The 18,437-nt window shown below is 62.6% G+C and carries 18 protein-coding genes and 1 pseudogene; 9 read left to right on the top strand and 10 right to left on the bottom strand.

Translation table 11 applies throughout. From position 1 onward, the window contains the following. Positions 1-283 (bottom strand): hypothetical protein (locus tag K1X71_16335; protein MBX7074711.1); only part of this gene is annotated, 283 nt, incomplete at its 3' end. Between the two features lie 189 nt (positions 284-472). Beyond that, positions 473-673 (bottom strand): hypothetical protein, encoded by a 201-nt coding sequence (locus tag K1X71_16330; GenBank protein ID MBX7074710.1) that lies wholly within the window; start codon positions 671-673, stop codon positions 473-475. A gap of 154 nt (positions 674-827) precedes the next feature. Between K1X71_16330 and K1X71_16325 the strand changes: the two genes are divergently transcribed. Together K1X71_16325 and K1X71_16320 are read left to right on the top strand one after the other, a co-directional pair. Further along, positions 828-1,919 carry a DUF1570 domain-containing protein gene (locus K1X71_16325; protein MBX7074709.1) on the top strand — a complete coding sequence of 364 codons (1,092 nt, stop codon included), beginning with the start codon at positions 828-830 and terminating at the stop codon, positions 1,917-1,919. A 101-nt stretch (positions 1,920-2,020) separates the two neighbouring features. Then, positions 2,021-2,218: a hypothetical protein gene (locus K1X71_16320; GenBank protein MBX7074708.1), complete on the top strand. Its 198-nt coding sequence runs from the start codon at positions 2,021-2,023 to the stop codon at positions 2,216-2,218. A 13-nt stretch (positions 2,219-2,231) separates the two neighbouring features. Here K1X71_16320 and xerC read toward each other — a convergent pair whose 3' ends face one another. The 3 genes from xerC to K1X71_16305 form a co-directional block, all read right to left on the bottom strand. Further along, on the bottom strand, positions 2,232-3,134 hold the full coding sequence (gene xerC / locus K1X71_16315) for a tyrosine recombinase XerC (GenBank protein MBX7074707.1): 903 nt from the start codon (positions 3,132-3,134) through the stop codon (positions 2,232-2,234). A 114-nt stretch (positions 3,135-3,248) separates the two neighbouring features. Beyond that, entirely contained in the window at positions 3,249-3,494 is a 246-nt protein-coding gene (locus tag K1X71_16310) for a hypothetical protein (protein MBX7074706.1), read from the bottom strand. Positions 3,495-3,576: 82 nt separating this feature from the next. Next, on the bottom strand, positions 3,577-4,569 hold the full coding sequence (locus K1X71_16305; protein MBX7074705.1) for a hypothetical protein: 993 nt from the start codon (positions 4,567-4,569) through the stop codon (positions 3,577-3,579). 320 nt (positions 4,570-4,889) lie between these two features. Here K1X71_16305 and K1X71_16300 point away from each other — a divergent pair, with 320 nt between their 5' ends. The 4 genes from K1X71_16300 (at position 4,890) to K1X71_16285 (ending at position 8,770) form a co-directional block, all read left to right on the top strand. Next, positions 4,890-5,087: a hypothetical protein gene (locus K1X71_16300; protein ID MBX7074704.1), complete on the top strand. Its 198-nt coding sequence runs from the start codon at positions 4,890-4,892 to the stop codon at positions 5,085-5,087. 69 nt (positions 5,088-5,156) lie between these two features. Then, on the top strand, positions 5,157-5,561 hold the full coding sequence (locus K1X71_16295; GenBank protein MBX7074703.1) for an aspartyl protease family protein: 405 nt from the start codon (positions 5,157-5,159) through the stop codon (positions 5,559-5,561). Between the two features lie 262 nt (positions 5,562-5,823). Then, complete coding sequence (gene panB / locus K1X71_16290; protein ID MBX7074702.1) at positions 5,824-6,624, top strand: 3-methyl-2-oxobutanoate hydroxymethyltransferase; 801 nt, start codon at positions 5,824-5,826, stop codon at positions 6,622-6,624. Positions 6,625-6,682: 58 nt separating this feature from the next. Then, entirely contained in the window at positions 6,683-8,770 is a 2,088-nt protein-coding gene (locus tag K1X71_16285) for a thioredoxin domain-containing protein (GenBank protein MBX7074701.1), read from the top strand. 175 nt (positions 8,771-8,945) lie between these two features. Here K1X71_16285 and K1X71_16280 read toward each other — a convergent pair whose 3' ends face one another. Both K1X71_16280 and K1X71_16275 read right to left on the bottom strand, forming a co-directional pair. Then, on the bottom strand, positions 8,946-10,238 hold the full coding sequence (locus K1X71_16280; protein MBX7074700.1) for a DUF1501 domain-containing protein: 1,293 nt from the start codon (positions 10,236-10,238) through the stop codon (positions 8,946-8,948). Positions 10,239-10,257: 19 nt separating this feature from the next. Further along, a complete protein-coding gene (locus K1X71_16275; protein MBX7074699.1) occupies positions 10,258-11,901 on the bottom strand; it encodes a DUF1549 and DUF1553 domain-containing protein in 1,644 nt (547 codons plus the stop codon). 292 nt (positions 11,902-12,193) lie between these two features. Here K1X71_16275 and K1X71_16270 point away from each other — a divergent pair, with 292 nt between their 5' ends. Continuing rightward, positions 12,194-13,312 carry a GNAT family N-acetyltransferase gene (locus K1X71_16270; GenBank protein ID MBX7074698.1) on the top strand — a complete coding sequence of 373 codons (1,119 nt, stop codon included), beginning with the start codon at positions 12,194-12,196 and terminating at the stop codon, positions 13,310-13,312. 19 nt (positions 13,313-13,331) lie between these two features. Here the strand turns inward: K1X71_16270 and K1X71_16265 are convergent, their stop codons facing one another. Then, positions 13,332-13,739 (bottom strand): GlsB/YeaQ/YmgE family stress response membrane protein, encoded by a 408-nt coding sequence (locus K1X71_16265; protein ID MBX7074697.1) that lies wholly within the window; start codon positions 13,737-13,739, stop codon positions 13,332-13,334. Positions 13,740-14,033: 294 nt separating this feature from the next. Beyond that, positions 14,034-14,216, bottom strand: a pseudogene (locus tag K1X71_16260) (hypothetical protein). Positions 14,217-14,459: 243 nt separating this feature from the next. Between K1X71_16260 and K1X71_16255 the strand changes: the two are divergent. Further along, positions 14,460-15,830, top strand: a complete 1,371-nt coding sequence (locus K1X71_16255; protein ID MBX7074696.1) for a serine hydrolase — start codon at positions 14,460-14,462, stop codon at positions 15,828-15,830. 281 nt (positions 15,831-16,111) lie between these two features. On the opposite strand, the gene larC is transcribed toward K1X71_16255, so the two are convergent. Further along, positions 16,112-17,284: a nickel pincer cofactor biosynthesis protein LarC gene (larC, locus tag K1X71_16250; GenBank protein ID MBX7074695.1), complete on the bottom strand. Its 1,173-nt coding sequence runs from the start codon at positions 17,282-17,284 to the stop codon at positions 16,112-16,114. A gap of 220 nt (positions 17,285-17,504) precedes the next feature. Here larC and K1X71_16245 point away from each other — a divergent pair, with 220 nt between their 5' ends. Then, positions 17,505-18,428 (top strand): hypothetical protein, encoded by a 924-nt coding sequence (locus K1X71_16245; GenBank protein ID MBX7074694.1) that lies wholly within the window; start codon positions 17,505-17,507, stop codon positions 18,426-18,428. Positions 18,429-18,437 lie beyond the last annotated feature (9 nt).

The raw sequence follows: 18,437 nt of genomic DNA, 5'->3' as shown, positions 1-18,437 counted from the left end.
ACGCCTCGTCGCGTGTGCGCTGCAGAGCCACGCGAATCCGCGCCAGTCGCTCGCGAGTTTCGGCGCTGGCGCGCGGCGATGGCTCGGGCAACAGCGGCAAGATCTTGGGGCCCAGCTCCAGCAGACTTTTCTCGGCCGCGTCGCGATCGGCGACGGCCGGCTGATCGAGCCGGGCCACGAGCCGGCGAACCGATTGCTGCATCTCGGCATCCGGCGCCGCCGCGAGCGCGAAGGCGCAGGCGAAGAGCGGCAGCATCAAAATGGCAATTGCCCGCTGTGGCACGGAAGTATCGCCCAAAACAAAGGAAAACGATCAGCAAACGCTTGCATTGTAGGACGGGCGCTCGCGGCGTGCCAGAAAGGGGATTCACACTGAACTGACGACGTCGGTCGCCCGCGGCAAAAACAGCAAATCGAGCCTAGCGGAATTCTTGCGGTGAAAAGTCTGAGTCACGTAACGCACCGCTAGAAATCACTCGCGCCGCGTCAACCGACTTTGCAGCGCGACGATGATGCCAATAACGGCGATGCCGGCGAGAAAGCCGATCGACGCGTAACTCCGCCCCTTGGGCACAAACTCGTTCAGATAGGTACCCAAATCCGCAGCAATCGTCGCGCCGACGATCGCCGCGACGATCATAAAGAATGCGGCCGCAATAGTGCGATTGCTCATCGGAGAGGGTCTGGACTCGACCGGTTGTGCGCAACTAGCCAATTGTATCGCTCGATCACGGCAAGAAACGGATCGGCTGCCGAAATGACCTAAACTTGCGCGGACCCAAGTCTCGCGGCACTCCCCGGCCGCTCATCACCTTCGATGTGACACCATGATTCGCGCCGGTTGCGGCCGCTTGGCGGCCTTGTGCTGTTTGATTAGCCTGTTCGGCCCTGGCAATGCGGTGGCGATCGACGCCTCGCGCGGCCTGTTGGAGCTGCGGCTGGGAACCACGCGCATCGAGGGGATGCCGCTGGCGTGGTCGAAGCAGCGCGTGTTTCTGTTGGCGCGCGATGGCCGCATGTGGGACTTTCCGCCCGGCGAGGCCGAGGACTTTCAGAAGCTGCCCGGCCGCTTCAGCAGCTATTCGGCAGGCGTGATGCGCAGCCAACTGCAATCCGAGTTGGGTCGCGAGTTTGAAGTGACGGGCACAGGTCGCTATCTGGTGGCCTATCCGGCAGGACAGAAGAACCTGTGGGCAGAGCGATTTGAAGAACTGTATCGCTCCTTTGTGCACTACTTTGCCGTACGCGGATTCCGGGTGAAGGATCCGACTTTCCCCTTGGTCGCCGTGGTGTTTCCGAATCATCAGGCGTTTCGCGGCTACGCCGCGCGCGAAGGGCGGCAGGTGCCCGCCAACGTATTGGGCTACTACTCGCCAGTTTCGAACCGCGTGGCGTTGTACGACACGCGCAAAGGCGACTCTGACTGGCATACCAACGCCGAAACGATCATTCACGAGGCGACGCACCAAACCGCCTTCAACACCGGCATTCACTCGCGCTTCGCCGAGCAGCCGCGCTGGGCGGTGGAGGGGCTGGCGATGCTGTTCGAGGCGCAGGGGGTTTGGAACTCTCGGGCGCAGCAGAACCTAGAGGACCGCATCAATCGCAGCCAATTGGCGTCGTTCCGACGATTTCAGTCGCGCGGACGAAAAGCGGACTCACTGGCGCAACTGTTAAGCAGCGACCGCCGCTTTGAGCACGACACGCAAAATGCCTATGCCGAAGCCTGGGCGTTGAGCTTCTTTCTGGTGGAGACCGAGCCGCGCAAGTACTCGCGATATTTGCAACATCTGGCGGCCCTGCCCGATTTCGCCATGCGGACGCCGGCCGAGCGGTTGCACGACTTCACAGAGGTGTTTGGGGAGAACCTGCCGCTGTTGGAGGCGCGATTTCAGGAGTTTGTGAAGGAGCTAAAGTAGTCGCTGGCGCTGCTAGCATCAGGCGCCGGCGCCTCTTAGAATCGATGGGAACGACGCGACGCGGACGCTTTTTGACGCCGCCCCATCTCAGGCGCAATGTCATGCTCGATCAACCCACCATTTTGCTGATCTTGGGGCTCTTCGCCCTGTTGGCGGTGATGGCGATGGTGGTGATTCGGCCGGCGGGACCGCCGCCGCACCGCATGCCCACAAAGAAGCCCGCCGTTCGCAAAGGGGCCGCGGCGCCAGGCAAGCCGGCTGAGCAGGAAGAGCCGCCACGCCGCGCCGAAAGCGCATAGCAGCCTGAACAAGCTACCGCGCGCGGGGATGGGCACGCTCGTAGACGGCGCGCAAACTCGCCGTGCTGACGTGTGTGTAGATCTGCGTGGTGCTGAGGCTCTTGTGACCTAACAGTTCTTGCACGCTGCGAATATCGGCGCCGCGATCCAACAGATGCGTGGCAAAGCTGTGCCGCAGGGTGTGCGGCGTGGTGCGCTGATCGAGTCCGGTGATCTTGAGGTGCTTCTCCAACATGCGGGCAACGCTGCGGGTGGTCAGCCGGCGGCCAAACTTGTTGGTGAAGACAGGGCATCGCGGCGGCTCGGGACCACGCAGATCGAGCTTACGCACCGATAACCAGGCTCGAAGCGCCTGCTGAGCGTAAGAGCCCAAAGGGGAGAGGCGTTCCCGCTTTCCCTTGCCGCGGACGGTCAGCACCCCGGCCGCGAAGTCGCAATCGCCGTCGTTCATGCCGACACACTCGCTGACGCGCAGGCCGGCGGAGTACATCGTTTCCAGGATGGCGCGGTCGCGCAGCCCCATCGGCTGTTTGGCGGGAGGCGCGGACAGCAGACTGTTGATCTCATCGCTCGTGAGAAAGTGCGGCAGTTTTCGCTCCTTGCGCGGGTTACGGAGCGGTTTGGCCGGATTGGCCTTGGTCCAGCCTTCGCGCTGGCCAAACTTGAAGAAGCTGCGCAGCGACGCCAAACGCCGCGCGATCGTGGTCGAGGCGTAGCCCGCCTCGTGCAAGCCCGAAAGATAGCCACGCAGGTCGCTGGTGCTGATCAGGCCCGGCTGTGGCAGTTCCTGCCCATAGAGGTGGCCCAGATACTCGGCCAGGGCTTCCAGGTCTTCGCGATAGCTCTTGAGCGTGAGCGCGGAGGCGTTGCGTTCGACCTGCAAATAGCTCAGAAAACGATCTTTGGCGACCAGCATGGCGCGTCGCTCCCGCGCGCAGGTGGGAGCCCGAGAAACCCGAAATCGCGGGCAGGCAGGAAACTCCGCGGTGTCGCCGAACCTGCCCGCGACATTAGACGCTGTGTGGCCAGCTTAACCGATTTCGTCCTTATCGGTGGCCAGCGGCACGCTGAATCGGGGTCGCGGCGTGTTGAGCTTTTCGTCCTGGCGAATTTTTTGGCTCAGCACGGCGGCATCGTACCAGGTGAAACTCAACTCGGGATTCGAGGCGAATCGACCGAGGACGCGCAGCGCTTCGGCGCGGCTGGCGTCGTCGTAGAGGAACACGTAACGCTCGGCGCCCTTGACGAGAGCTAAGACATTGATGTCTTCGTTCACTTCCCACAGCTCCTTCCGCGGCGCGTCCGGCGTTTCAGCCGCTCAATGTTGTTTTGCTAGCGGCCTCATGCCGCCTGGGTTCTTATCGGCTTTGCGGCCAGCGCCACACTACTCGTGCTTCGTCGACGCCCCCCCGCGCAGACACCATTTCGGTGATGCTGCGGTAGCAGCAGAAGCGGATAAAATCGGGCATGCGGGTTAGATAGCCGCGCCAATTGCTGCCGCGTTCGTCGTCGCGGAAAAAGTAGTAGTTCGAAAGCGAGTTGGTGAACTCGCCGTCGGCGCCGTCATAGCTGCGCGTGTGGCGCAGCACTGGCTCGTTGCAAGCCATCAGCGGCCCCAACTCAGCGGCCGGGGGAGGCGGAAAAAGCCCCCGGGCATCGGGCCAGCCGGCGGGCACCTGGTTCATCTCCGGTGGCGCGGGCGCCGGATCGTCGATGGCTGGCGCCTCGGTCGAAGCCGGCGCTGCTGCTGGCGTTTCGTTGTAGGCGACCGCCGCGCCTTCGCTGGTCGACAAGGGATCGTCAGGGTCACCGGGGGGCGGGGCCAGTTCTTCCCCAGCGCCCGGCGGCTCGACGTGTTGCAAAGGCTCTGGCCCATAGGCGGGCGTTTGTGTCTTGAGCTGGGCGCGCGCCAGCCCCATTTCGGCCTCGAGCACGAGCGGGGCCGGAATTTCCTTCTCTTCGTCGGTGCCCCACGGCAGGCCATAGCCCACCGGAATCTGGTGGAAATACGGGTTGGCAGCGTACCACTCGACCTGTAATCCGCAGCGGGGCGGGTAGTAGGGGCGAAAGTCGGTGACCGCGGCCACCACGATGGCATCGACACCGAGTTGCTGCGCCAACAGGCGCGCCTGCTCTGGGCTTTCGAGCGTCAGGCCGTGCGCCTCCATGGCCCGCTCGACGACTCCCACTGGCACGACTTCGAAGCCGGGGATCGATTGCAGCTCGTTGCCGTACGCCTCGGCGAATTGCCGGCCATCGGCAGCGGGTTCGGTGCTGAGATTGAAGAAGGGAGCGACGGCAACCTTGGTAAGCTGCGGAAAGGGGTTGTGATACATCGGCTGATGGCCCAACTGCGGCAGCATATAGCAGCCGCTGGTGGCCAGCAGGCACAGCAAACACAGCATGTATCGCAACTGTCGCGACATGAACCGCTTAAGTCGAAGGCACCCCCCTTCTCATCAAGCGCCATCTGACGAGGCGCCGCGGCGCGCGGCATTTGACTTGCCGCGGGCAGCGTGTCGTCGGCCTGGATTATCGGAATTTCCGGAGGAGCTTCTGCAAACGAAATCGGCAAAGTTGGCCGATTGGCGAACTGTTTCCGGACAGAGATCGCTGGCCCTGACAGGCGCCAGCATGCGATAATGGATGCAGAGGTGCGAAAGGTTCCCCTATGAGCGACCCCATGACGCCGGATGATCTGAGCAAGCGCTACATACCCCCGTATTTGGCGCTCAGCCGACAAGGAGACGTTTTGGCGCGCGCCGCCACCGGTAGCGAGTTAGTCAGGGAAGTCGAGCGACTTGGAATCGACCCGCGCACGATCGTTCTGGATCGCGAACGCGACGACAAGCGGATGGTGGTGTATTGAGGCGCCGCCAAGCATCGCCTGCCAAGGCGTCGTCGAGACTCGCACGCAACCTTTCGGTACTGATCTGTCGTGACGCTCGTTTTCCCATATCAGGGTCAGGGGGTGGTTCCCAAACCGATTGTGCCAATCGTCGTCGAAGGCCCAACGTCGTTTGTTGAAACGCGGGCTTTGGTCGACACCGGCGCCAGCTTGTCGGTGTTGGAACGGTGGATTGCCAACTGGATCGGACTCGACCTGAGCGATTCTGAGTCCATCGAAATCTCCACTGCGACCGGTGAACAGTTTCGAGCACGCCTTGGTGTTGTGGAATTGTCGCTGCAAAGCGACGACGACTTCTGTCGTTGGCAGTCGACCGTCGCCTTCGCGGATGTCAGCCTTGGCGATCAAATTCTTGGGTTCGCTGGCGGGTTGCAGCATTTTGATGTGACATTCTTGGGACGGCAGCGCCTGGTGCAGCTCGTTTGGAATGGATAGCCGAGCCACTGACGGGCTTACGCGGCACGCCGCAGGTTTGGACCAAGAGTTGCATGAGTTGATTACAAGCGAAATCGGCCCGATTTTTGTCTGGTCAATCGCACGGCCTACTGGCTCGGCGGCACTCCCTTGGAAACGTGTGGATGTGCATTGCAAGCCGTTGAACATTCGCGACTAACGCCGCGTCAAGCTGCACCAACGCGCCGGCTGGGGTACGATAGTAGTCGCGTCAAGATTGCCACCTCCGCGAGCGCCGCGTTCCATGTCGCAAGATCGCAGCAAGATCACGGTACCCAAGTTCATGGAATTCAAGGGGAGTGGGCATCGTATCTCGATGCTCACCGCCTACGATTTTCCCACGGCCGCGCTGCTCGACGCCGCCGGCACTGACGCCATTTTGATTGGCGACAGCCTAGCCATGGTGGTGCAAGGGCACACCAGCACCTTGCCGGTGACGCTCGACGAGATCATTTACCACGCCGAGATGGTGGGACGGGCAGTGAATCACGCCCTCACCATCGTCGATATGCCGTTTCCGAGCTATCACCTGGGCCCCTATAAAGCGGTGGAGAACGCCGGGCGAATCATCAAGGAAACCCGCTGTCAGGCGGTGAAGCTGGAAGGGGGCGCCGACCAGGCCGAAGTGATCTCGACCTTGGTGACTGCCGGCATACCGGTCATGGCCCACGTGGGACTGCGCCCGCAGAGCGTGCATGTGCTGGGGGGCTACAAGGTACAGCGCGACGAGGAGCAACTGCTGCACGACGCGCGTTCGGCGCAAGCGGCCGGCGCCTTTGGTATTGTGCTCGAGTGCATTCCAGCCGACATCGCCCAGCGCATCACCGCCGACCTCAAGATTCCCACCATTGGCATTGGGGCGGGCGTGGCGACGGATGGCCAAGTGCTGGTGATCAATGATTTGCTAGGCCTGACCGCCGGATACGTGCCGCGGTTCGTGAAAAAATACGCCGACATGGCGGGCATCATCACGTCGGCGGTCAAGCAGCACATCGACGAGGTGCGGCGCGGCGAGTTTCCCGGCCCGGAACAGACTTTTAACTAACAAAGCCGCGGCATGCGAGGGACGTGGCGCGACACAAGCACAGGAAGCGAGCGGCGCCATGCCCAACCGATTGGCCAAGGAAACGAGTCCGTACCTCTTACAGCACGCCAACAACCCAGTGGATTGGCATCCCTGGGGCGCGGAAGCGATCGCCAAGGCGAAGCAAGAAAACAAGCCGATTTTTCTGTCAATCGGTTACTCCGCCTGCCACTGGTGCCACGTGATGGAGCACGAGAGCTTCGAAAACGAAGCAATCGCCAACAAGCTCAACGAGCATTTCGTGAGCATCAAGGTCGACCGGGAGGAGCGGCCCGACCTGGATCAGGTGTATATGAATGCCGTGCAGATGATCACCGGTCACGGCGGCTGGCCGATGTCGGTGTTTCTCACGACGGAGCTCAAGCCGTTTTTTGGCGGCACTTATTGGCCGCCCGAGGCGCGGATGGGGATGCCTGGGTTCGGTCAGGTGCTTGACGCGGTGATTGACGCCTGGAAAAACCGCAAAGACCAGGTGGTTGAACAAGCGGGGCAAATGCAGGAGAAGCTGAAGGAGATCGGCCTCTTGTCCAGTGCGGCGGGCGAGCTGCCAGCCGATTTGATGGAGACGGCAGTCGACTCGCTAGAGCGAGTGTTCGACCGGCGCTTTGGTGGCTTTGGCCGCGCGCCAAAGTTTCCGCATCCGATGGATCTGCGACTGTTGTTGCGGGCATGGCATCGCACCGGACGCGAAGAGACGCTTGAGATCGTCACTACCACGCTCGACCACATGGCGGCCGGCGGAATTTACGATCACCTGGGGGGCGGCTTCCATCGCTACTCAGTCGACGAGCGCTGGCTGGTTCCGCACTTTGAAAAAATGCTCTACGACAACGCCTTGCTGACACTGGCGTATGTCGAAGCGTATCAGGCAACGCAGCGCGACGCATATCGGAGCGTGGCGCGCGAAACCTTGGACTACGTGCTGCGCGAAATGACCGACCCGACCGGCGGTTTCTACAGCACGCAAGACGCCGACAGCGAAGGTGAGGAGGGCAAGTTTTATGTCTGGACGCCTGCGGAGGTCGACGCCGTGCTGGGCGCCGAGCGCGGCAAGACCTTCGCCTATGTGTACGACGTGAGCGATGTTGGCAACTTTGAAGGGCACAACATCCTGAATCGCGGCAAGACGCTCGAACAGTGCGCGACGATCCTGAAGCGCGACGCCGCCGAGTTGGCGGACGAACTGGCCGAAAGCCGCGCCTCGTTGCTGGCGGCCCGCGGAAAGCGCGTATGGCCCGGCCGGGACGACAAAATCCTGGCAAGTTGGAACGGCCTGATGATCGACGCCTTCGCACTGGCCGGCGGCGTATTGGGAGAAGAGCGCTATTTGGACGCCGCGCGAAAAGCCGCCGACTTCCTGTTAAGCAAATTGCGCAAAGACGACGGCCGACTGCTGCACTCGTACTGCGCCGGCGAGGCGAAGTTCGACGCGTATCTCGATGACTACACCCATTTGGCAAACGCGCTTGTCACCTTGTACGAGAGCAGCTTTGACGAGCGGTGGATCGACGAAGCGACGAAGCTCGTCGAAATCATGCGCGGCCAATTCGCCGATCAGCATCCTGGTGGGTTCTTTTACACGGCCGCGGATCACGAAGAATTGATCGCCCGCAACAAGGATGTACAAGATGGTTCCGTGCCCAGCGGCAACGGCATGGCCGCCATGGTGCTAGCGCGACTCGGCAAGCTACTCGGTAATACGCAATACCTGGTCGAAGCCGAGCAAACCATGTCGGCCTTCGCGGAGCTATTGTCAAAGTCGCCCAGTTCGACCGGCCAATTGCTTTTGGCTTGGGACTACTGGCGCGGGCCGTGCCCCGAACTGATCCTGCTCGGCGGCCGCGACGCGGAGGGGGTCAACGAGATCATCGCCGGATTGCGACGTCGCTTTTTGCCGCGCCGGGCCGTGGCATTTCGCTTCCAAAGCAAGAACAGTGGCAATCACCGGTCCGAGGCGCTGGCGCCGGCATTCGCCGGCAAGCGCGGCGACGACGTCGAACCGACGCTATTCATTTGCGAGAACTTTGCCTGCCAATCCCCCCTGACGGGGATGGCGCCCATCAACGCGGCGCTCGATCGATTGGCTCAGCCCGCGTCGGGCAAGTAGCTATCAAAAAAGCGACGCCCGAGCGCGATTGCTCGCGCCCGAGCGTCTTGGGGATGGCCTTGAATAAGTGATTGGCGCGGAGGTGGGCAACCACGCGAGCACAAGCCCACCTCACGCGCCATCACTGTTGATACCTTGCCTCCGCGGCGCAGGTTTTGGCGGCGCGCGAAATTTTTTAGGCGAAGAGCTCCATCACCGGATCGCCCCCTTCGACCACCCGAATGGGGCGCCCGATGGGGCTCATGTTTTCCACGCTGGAGTCGATTTTCAGCGCGTGGCAAAACGTTTGAAACAGATCGGACACGCTGACGGGGTGACCGACCACTTCGTCTCCACCGGGGCTAGTGGCGCCAATGACGCGCCCACCGCGCACGCCGGCGCCAGCCAGCGCCACGTTGAACGCTTTGGGATAGTGATCGCGTCCACCACGCGCCGTAATGCGCGGCGTGCGCCCGAACTCGCCCATCCAAATCACCAAAGTGGTGTCGAGCAGCCCGCGCTCGTCCAGATCGCGAATGAGTTGGGCGACGGCGCGATCGGTTTGTCCCGCCAGATCGCGCACACGATTGAAGTTGTCGTCGTGAGTGTCCCAGCCATTGGATTGCACCTCGACGAAGGTGACGCCAGATTCGACGAGTCGCCGCGCCAACAGGCAGCCGGCGGCAAAATCTCCCTCGCCGTAGGCCTCGCGCGCTGGCGCCGCTTCTTGCGCGATGTCGAACGCCTTCATCTCGCTGGCCAGGATCATGCGCGAGGCCTTGCGATACAGCTTTTGGTGATCGCCCACGAGGCCGGCGGCGCCGCGACTGGCATAGTCGCTCTCCATACGCGACAACAGGCCCAGCCGCCGCTGATAGCGGGCAACATCTGTTGTGGGTTGGCTGTTGCTGGGCAACGGACCTGCTTTGTCGAGCGTAAACGGATCGTACTCGACACCGAGCAACCCGCCCCCACTCGTATTGCCGCGCCGGCCGCCCACGCGCACGAAGGCCGGCAATTCACACTTGGTGTCGGGCAATTCGTGGGTGACCAACGAACCGAGCGTGGGGTGCTTGACGCTGGCGGTGGGGTTGTACCCGGTATGCAACAGGAAGGTGGCGCGCGGGTGATTGCCTTCCTTGCTGTTCAGCGAGCGGATGATCGCCAGGCGGTCCATCACCTGAGCAACCTGTGGATAGTTGTCCGCGATCTGAATGCCGGAAACGCAGGTGTCGATCGCCTTAGTTTCGCCGCCGTTCTCGTGACCGGGCTTGGGATCGAAGGTTTCGAACTGGCTGGGCCCGCCCGCCATCCACAACAAGATGCAGGCCATCCCGCGCTTGCGCAATTCGCCCGTATTGGCGGCCACCAGTTCGGGCCAGCTTAGCGCCGCGCCAGCGCCGGCGAGCGACATGCCCTTGAGAAAATCGCGCCGACCGATCACGCCCTGTTGGTTGACGGTTACGCGCACGTGTCGTTGCAGATCCATGGTCGCACCCAGTGTGGGACTAGCGTCGATACAGGAACTCAGTGGAGTTGATCAGCGACCATAAGATGTCTTCAAACGCCTCGCGGCGGTCGCCGACCTCATTGAGATAGTCGCGGCAGGTGGTCAGTTCTTGGTCGCTGGGCTCACGGCCCAGGCAGCGCAGGTACAATTCGAGCGTCACATCGTCGTCGTTCTTTGAGTCGCGAAGCAGATCGGCGAGCATCGTTTTTTGTTTGCCGCCCGACATCGCCCGCGCAACGGGCTGCGAGTTCATCATGACCAGCGCTTGTTCGATCGATCCCGCCAACTCGTCGCGCGGAGCGCTCGGATCGAAACCAAACGCGGCGTTGAACTGTCCCCGCGGCACACGAGCGCGGCGAATGAGCGCGGCGCGGTCGCCGGGCTTGGCCTCTGGTTGTTCGTCTTCGACGCCGAGAGCCGCCACGAGATTGTTGAATAGCTGGTCTGCCCGCAGCGGCTGGGGGCAGGTTGCCACAAAGGGAGTTTCGTTGGATTGTCGGCGGGGCCGACTTTGCCGCGAGTAAAGCTCGGTCGTGGCGATCGTTTCGAGCAGCCAGCGCAGATCGTAGTCGTGCGCGGCCAATTGCACGGCCAGCAGGTCCATGGTTTGCGGCGCCGCGCAGACGCGATCCGGTCCCAAATCGTCGACCGGTTCGTACAGGCCCTCACCAAGCAACTCGGCCCACAGGCGATTGACCACCGAGCGGGCAAACCAGGGATTGCGCTCCGATACAATCCAGTTGGCCAGCGCTTGCCGGCGTTGTTCGTCGGTCAGTCCGGGCTTGAGCTTCTGTCCCGTCACAAAGAACACCGGCTGCATCAAGGCGCCTTGGGCGGTGGGGTCGCCCAAATCGGGCATGTAGTGCTCGAACCGCGGAGGAGCTTTCTTGTTGCCCTTCTTGTTTTGGCGTTGTCCGGCCGCCTCGTCGCGGGCAAGCAACTCAAAGCCGATGCGCTTGCCTTCTTCGCGCACCGGGCGGATGGCGATGCGCGGAAAGAACGCCGCCAACTGATGAAACTGTTCACGCTTCCAACGGTCGGTCTTGTGGTCGTGACACTGGGCGCATTGGATTTGCACGCCCATCAAGACGCGCGAGACTTCGGCCGCGGTTTCTGGGATTGTCCCCCATTGGCTGGCCAATAGCGCGGTCCGGCCATCGGTCGCCAGATCACCCTCGGCGGTGACGAAATCGATGGCGATCTGCCGCCACGACGCGCCGGCGTTGAACTGCTCCGTAAGATGCTGCGTGAGCGCGGGCGCGGTGATGAGCGCCCGATCATCGCTGCGCCGATAGAGGATGACATCGCGCCAATAGCGGGCCCAGTTCAGCCCGTAGCGCTCGTCGGCCAAGAGTTTCTTAACGACCTCTGCCCGTTTGCTGGCCGATGGGTTCAAAGCGAAGGCCGTCACTTCCGCGGGACGCGGGCTCTCGCCGACCAGATCGAGATAGACGCGGCGCAGAAACACCTCGTCGCTGGCGGGCGCCGGTTTTTCGGCAGTGGCAAGCGCGGGAATTTCCTTTTGCAAAAGGCCATCGATCTCGGCGGCAACGTCGGCAGCGGTGCGCGACGAATCGGCGAAAGCCTGACCGCTGATCGTGATTGCGAAGGCCAAGAGAACGACGCTTAAGGCACCACGCATGGCAAAACGCCTTTGTTCCGAAGAGAAGGCTCCCATCCCGCTACTACTTCATTCAACCACATTGGGCAGGGAAGGTTTCGTGGCGGATTTGCCGGCCGCGTCCCCTTTTTACGACGTTCGCTTGGCGGCGGACAGGCGTTTGTTGTGAATTGGCGACGCCCAAGCGCATGGCGGTTCCGAACGCCGGCCACGCAAGCCTTTACATAATAATAACTTAAACTAACAGTGGCGAATTCAACTGTAATAGCGCGCCAGTCCCGAGCCTCGGAAACCCCTCATCGGAAGCACGGCTTTGATCCGCGTCGAAGAAATCAACGAGATCGTCGACCTTGTGCGGCGCCGTCCGGCCTGGACGGCCCTCTTGGGTCAAACGAGCGATGCCAGCTTCTTTCAAACACTCGAATGGCTGACCGTTTATTGGCAGCATTTTGGCGCTGGGCAAAGGCTGCGGGCGCTATTCGTGTCGGACGACAGCCACCCGATCGGCATACTTCCGCTGGCAGTTCGTGCGCGGCAGCGCGGCCCCATGGCTGTCCGCGCGCTGGGCTACCCGCTCGACGATTGGGGCACGTTCTATGGCCCCATTGGTCCCGATCCCGCGCGGATTCTTGAACTGGGCCTCGAACATATCCAGCGCTCGCCGCGGGACTGGGATTTTGTCGACCTGCGATTCGTAGCGAGCGATGCCAGCGAGATGACTCGCACACCGTTGGCGATGGCCGGCGCTGGCATGACGCCTTCTGTCGGCGATCAAGAAATCGTCGCGTTGGTCGACCTGGCCGGCGACTGGGACCAGTACGTGACCGCGCGCGGCCACAAATGGCGGGTGAATCAGCGCCGCAGCGAGCGAAAACTGGCCGAACTCGGCGCGGTGACGATGGTCCGCTATCGCCCGGCGGGAGCAGTGCAAGGCGACGACGATCCACGCTGGGATCTATACGACGCCTGCGAACAGATCGCCCAGCGCAGTTGGCAAGGCACATCCACCAATGGCACCACTTTATCTCACGACAGAGTGCGCGCCTTCTTGCGCGACGCGCATGCTGTGGCCGCGCGCGCCGGAGCAGTTGATCTGTGCCTATTGCATGTCGACGGCAAACCAGCAGCGTTTATTTACAACTACCACTGGCAGGGGAATGTCTTTGGACTTAGACGCGGCCACGATCCGGCCATTGGCGCCGCCGGCGCCGGTAGCGTGCTCATGGGACGAGTGATTGAGGACAGCTTTGCCCGTGGCGATCAGGTGTTCAATCTGGGGTCGGGCTACCTCGATGCCAAGCGGCGCTGGCTTACCCGTACGGTGGCCAGCCAAAGCTATTCCTGGTTTCCGCCGACCAATTTCAAGGCCCAGGCGGTCCGGCTGGCGCGCGCGCTGCGCCACTTGGCGGGAGATCGGGCCGCGGCTCTCTAATGCCATCAAGCGCTCGCAACTACTCTTCGATGTAGTATTCGCGCGCAGGGCGGCGCATGCGACGCCGGCGCGGCGGAGGCGGCGCGGAATCGGAGTAATAGGAGCGGCGCCCGGTGGTCCCCTCCACGAAGAAATAGCCGCTCAACATGCGGTAGAAAAACAAAATCACGAACGCGCCCGCGATGCCAACTACGAATCCCACCGGACTGATTGGCGAAATGCGATCGCCGCCGGTGGCGTAGACCAATACGGCGCAGCCGATCACGCTGCCGCCGATCCCCATCGCCAGTGTGGCAATAACACCCCCTGGATCGCGGCCGGGCATGATGGCTTTGGCCAACAGTCCAACCAGAGTGCCGAAGCCGATCCAAATGAGGATCTGCTCCATGAACTGCGTTGCCGTTTGAGTGACTGCCGGGTCTGGCATGCGCTGGCTCCCCCTGTGTACACGGCCAGTTGGGCGCTACGGCGCCACGTCTTCAAAGGGGCTTTCTTCGTCAGCCGGCATGGCGCCATCGGGGGCGGGCTGCAATCCTCCGGCGCCCGGAACTTCGCCCGGCGGCGCATCGAAGGCGTTTTCTGGCTCCGGAGCGACACCCGCGGCGCCGGGTGGCGGCGCGTCGGCTGGCGCAGCAGGCGGAATGGCTTCTGGCGCCGGAGCGCCCACGCCGGGCGCAGGGCCATAAGTGGAGGCAGGGGCGGGACCGCGTAGTCCCAGGCGGCGCTGCTCGCGGATCTTCGCTTCTTTGAGCGCGGCGGCCTCGCGACTTAGTTTGAATTCCGGACCTGCCGGAAAGTACTGGATATCGTCTTGCTGGTAGTACGGGCTGGGGAGGGTCTGGCCGCCAATATCGACCTGGCAGCCGGTGGCCGCGGCGCACAACAACGCCCCTACACCCGCCATTGCCCATCGAGTTCGCTGTGCAGCGTGTGCGGCAGCCATTCGCCAAGTCTCCCTGACATGCGATCGCTAGAATTTCGCTCGGCTCACGGCGCAGGCGTGCGCCGGAGTATTCGGCCCAATCGTTATCGGCGGCAAACCTGGCAAACTTTGACACTTCTCCCGCGATCGGGCATAAATCCGGGCCGGCGCTGTGCGAATACCTGAGTGCTGGCGCTGAACGACCTAATTCACGGGAAACCACATATGGCACGCGTGCTAGCAGTCTTGCTCCTGTTTGCGTCACTCGTCGCGCCTGCGGTGGCGGGCGACGACTCGCTCGAAGCTCGTGCCAAGCAATGGCTGGCGCCGGTGATCGAGTCGGGCACGCTGAAGGGGGTTTCGATCGGCGTCATTCGCCCTGATGGCGAGCAATTCGCCTTTGGGCTCGGCCCTGCTCGCGACGACGGCGCGGCCTCGTGCGGTCCCCAGACGATCTTTGAGATCGGCTCGATCACCAAGGTCTTCACCGCCCTGTTACTGGCCGACATGGTCGAGCGGGGAGAAGTGAAGCTGGACGACCCGGCGCAGAAGTATTTGCCCGAGGGGGTGAAGCTTTCGGTGAAGGACGATAAGCCAATCACGCTGGCGAGTTTGTCGTCGCACACATCGGGGTTGCCACGGCTGCCAAACAATCTGGCGCCCAAGGATGCGCACAACCCGTACGCCGACTATGACGAAGAGCGGCTGGATGCGTTCTTGAACCAGTACAAATTGCGGCATGCGCCTGGCGAACGTGTGGCGTACAGCAATTTGGGCGTGGGCCTCTTGGGACACTTACTTGCGCGGCAAGCCGGCATAAGCTACGAGGCGCTGGTGATCGAGCGGGTCTGTCGGCCGCTCGGGATGGACGAGACCAGCATCACTCTCAGCGCTGCGCAACAGCGTGAACTGGCGAAAGGGCACGATGCCGATGGCGCCCCCGAGAGCAACTGGGATCTGAATGTGCTGCAAGGGGCCGGCGCGCTGCGGTCCAGCGTGAACGACATGCTCAAGTTGCTGGCCGCCGCTAGCGGACGCAAGGCATCGCCGCTCGACGCGGCGTTTCGGCTCACCGAACAACCGCGAGCGCAGATGGCTGGCGGCGCGCAGGTTGGGCTTGGCTGGCACCTGTCGGATAGCGACCAACTCATCTGGCACAATGGCGGCACCGGCGGCTACCGAAGCTTCTGCGGCTTTCGCGCGGACGATCGGGTAGCGGTGGTCGTGCTCGCCAACAGCGCCAACGACATCGTCGACGTAATTGGCTTCAAGCTGATCGACATGGCGCGCGGCAAAGCGGTCGACCCGCTGGCTATCCGCCAAGTGGCCGATGTTGCCGAGGAAGCGCTCGAACGGCATGTGGGCAAATACTCGCTCGCTGGTGTCGGCGTGCTCACCATCACACGCGAGGGAAAGCAGATGTACGCGCAGCTTACGGGGCAGCCCCGGGCACAGATCTTCGCCGAGGGAGAGAACGAGTTCTTCTATCGAGCGGTCGATGCTCAAATTACTTTTGAACCGGGCAAAGATGGCGGCACGGCGGCTTTGGTGCTGCATCAGGGTGGGCAAGACCTGCGTGCCGTCCGCCAGAAGTAGGAAAAAAACCGTGGCCAGGGCCGCCCTTCCAGCGCGGCCGTAAAGCGTTAAACTGGTAGGTCTTTGCCACGACCGGCCGCCTGCCGCGGCAGTTCAGGAGTTTTCGCCCATGGGCACGCGCCCCCGCACCAAGTTAGTCAAAGCCCGCAAGGATCGCCGCTGCTCAAAGTGCGGCGCCAAGTTGAATAGCCAGCGCAAACGCTGCAAGAAGTGCGCATCACCGCAGGCGATCCCTGGCCTGCGCTAGCTGACCGGATTGGCGAGCCTCGCGCTTCGCTGAGTTATTTTTTCTCGGCGGCATAGGCTTGCCGCGCCGCTTCGTACACCGCCCGCAGCGGCGCCTGCTTTTCGCTGGCCGCTCGCGCGCACGCTTCGTATTCGGGCGAAAAGCTGGGCGCCTCGCCGGAAATCCACCCGAGCTTGCCTTGAATGGGACCGAACGCGGTTTCGACCGTGTGCGGCGCGCGTTCCAGTTTGTGCCGGCTGGCGGGCCAGCGGCGCACTCCCAGCGTGGCCGTCTCGCGGAAGATGATCTTTTCCAACCGAGCGGCGTCGGCCGCCTGACAAAGCACCGTTAGCTTGACCCCGGGGCGATTCTTTTTCATTTGGATCGCCATGGTGTACACGTCAAGCGCGCCGGCCTCGAGCAGCTTGCCGGTGGCGAAGCCGACGACCTCGCCACTGGTGTCGTCGAGATTGGTTTCCAGCACCCAAATCTGGTCGGCCGCTGGCGCGTCGGAAGATTCGCCTACAAAGAGCCGCAGCAGGTTGGCCTGCTGCGCCAGGTTCTTTTGACCCGCGCCGTAGCCGATGCGTTCGATGGTCATCGACGGCAGCGGACCGTATTGATCGACCAGGGTCGTGAGGATGGCGGCGCCAGTCGGCGTGGTCAACTCGCACTCGATATTGCTCTCGGCCAGCGGCGCCCCCTTGAGCAATTCGCCGGTGGCCGGTGCCGGGATGCTGCACGTCCCGTGCGCGATGGTGACTTTGCCGCATCCGGTGGGCACCGCCGATGCGACGATGCGATCGACGCCGAGCAGATCCCAAGCGACGGCCGAGCCCACAATGTCGGCGATGGAATCGACCGCCCCAACTTCGTGAAAATGGACCTTCTCAATGGTGCTGCCATGCACCCGCGCCTCGGCCTCGGCCAAGCGGCCGAAGATTCGTCGGGCCAGGTCTCTTTGTCGCGCGGTCAACCGGCTGCGATCGATCATCTCGTGGATGTGATGCAGATGCCGGTGCTTGTGCTCTGGTTCGTGTTCGATGGTGATCTGCGTGGCGCGAAAACCATTCTTTTTGACCTCCGTGCTTACTATGCGGCAACTGGGCAGCCCCAGCGAATCGATAGCGACCTGCAGGGCGGCCAACTCTACTCCGGCGTCGACCAGCGCGCCCAAGGTCATGTCGCCGCTGATACCGCTGGCGCAATCGAGATACGCAATCCGCACGTAGTCGTCCTCACACAAAAATGGCTCGCGATTCTGCTGTTCCCAAGATGGGTCCAACGCCGCTCCCACGCGCTCGCGAGCCACTAATCTTGCCTATTTCGCCTTCACTTTCCACTGTAGTCGATCACGGCGGCGCCGCGACCTTGACCGCGGGCGCGTCGCTCAGCTACCGTTGGCCGGCGTTTTCTAGTCCATTTCGCCTTTCTGGTTGCGAGCCTCCATGCCGCTGCGCGTCGATCAGGTGGTGTCGCGAAAATCGCTACTGGCGGCGCCGTGGGCGACCTTGCCACGGCGAATGCGCCTCTTGGCGATCGCCGATTCGCCCCAACGCGTCCAATGGCTGCGGCAGGTGTTCGACGCCGATCGGGCCGTGGAAGTCATCCTGATTGAGGCGATTGGCCTGGCGGCGGGGGTCGAACGGCTGCGCGACGAACTGTTCGACGCGATCCTCATTGCGCACGACGCCAAAAGGCTCGACGCGCTCGATCTGGCCGCCGGACTGCGTGCCGGCGGCGCCGAGGAGGCGATTGTCATCTTAGGGGACGATCCCCACGACGACGCGTTGGCGACGGCCTACGAAAGCGGGGCCGACGCGTATCTTTCGATACAGACCACTACCGTGCGCGGCTTGTTGTGGGCGCTGGCCAAGGGAATCGATCGCCAGCGTCTGCAACGCGAGAATCAACGATTAACTCAGTATGCGCAGCGACACACCGAGGACGAACAGCGCGAAACGCAACAATTGCTGCTACAGCAGAAGGCCATCGTGGCGGACTTGGAATCGCTACGCGAGTCAACCATGGCTGCCGCGTCTGGCGGGTTAGCCCAGTCAGACGACCAAGGCGCGGCCGCTGCTGGCGGCGACGCCCTTGGCGCCAACTACCGCGAGTTGCTGCGGGCCTATGTGATGATGGGCGCTGGCGGCTTGAGCAGCGAACTGGAGCGATTCACCGAACAATTGGCTGCTAGCGGTCTGACCGCCCGGCAAACGCTGGAATTGCATTTATGCGCGGTTGAAGAACTGGTGGCTGGGTTGCGGGCACGCGGATCGCGGCATGTGATGGGACGAGCTGACCTGTTGATTTTGGAGCTGATGGCGCATTTGGCCGACTGGTATCGCCAGCGTTACCATGTGCAGCGGTAATCCGCTGTG

It is taken from the genome of Pirellulales bacterium, assembly GCA_019694455.1.
In the GTDB taxonomy this organism is placed as follows: domain Bacteria; phylum Planctomycetota; class Planctomycetia; order Pirellulales; family JAEUIK01; genus JAIBBY01.
The sequence above is the reverse complement of the archived record's forward strand: the minus strand, read 5'-3'. Positions and strand labels throughout refer to the sequence as shown.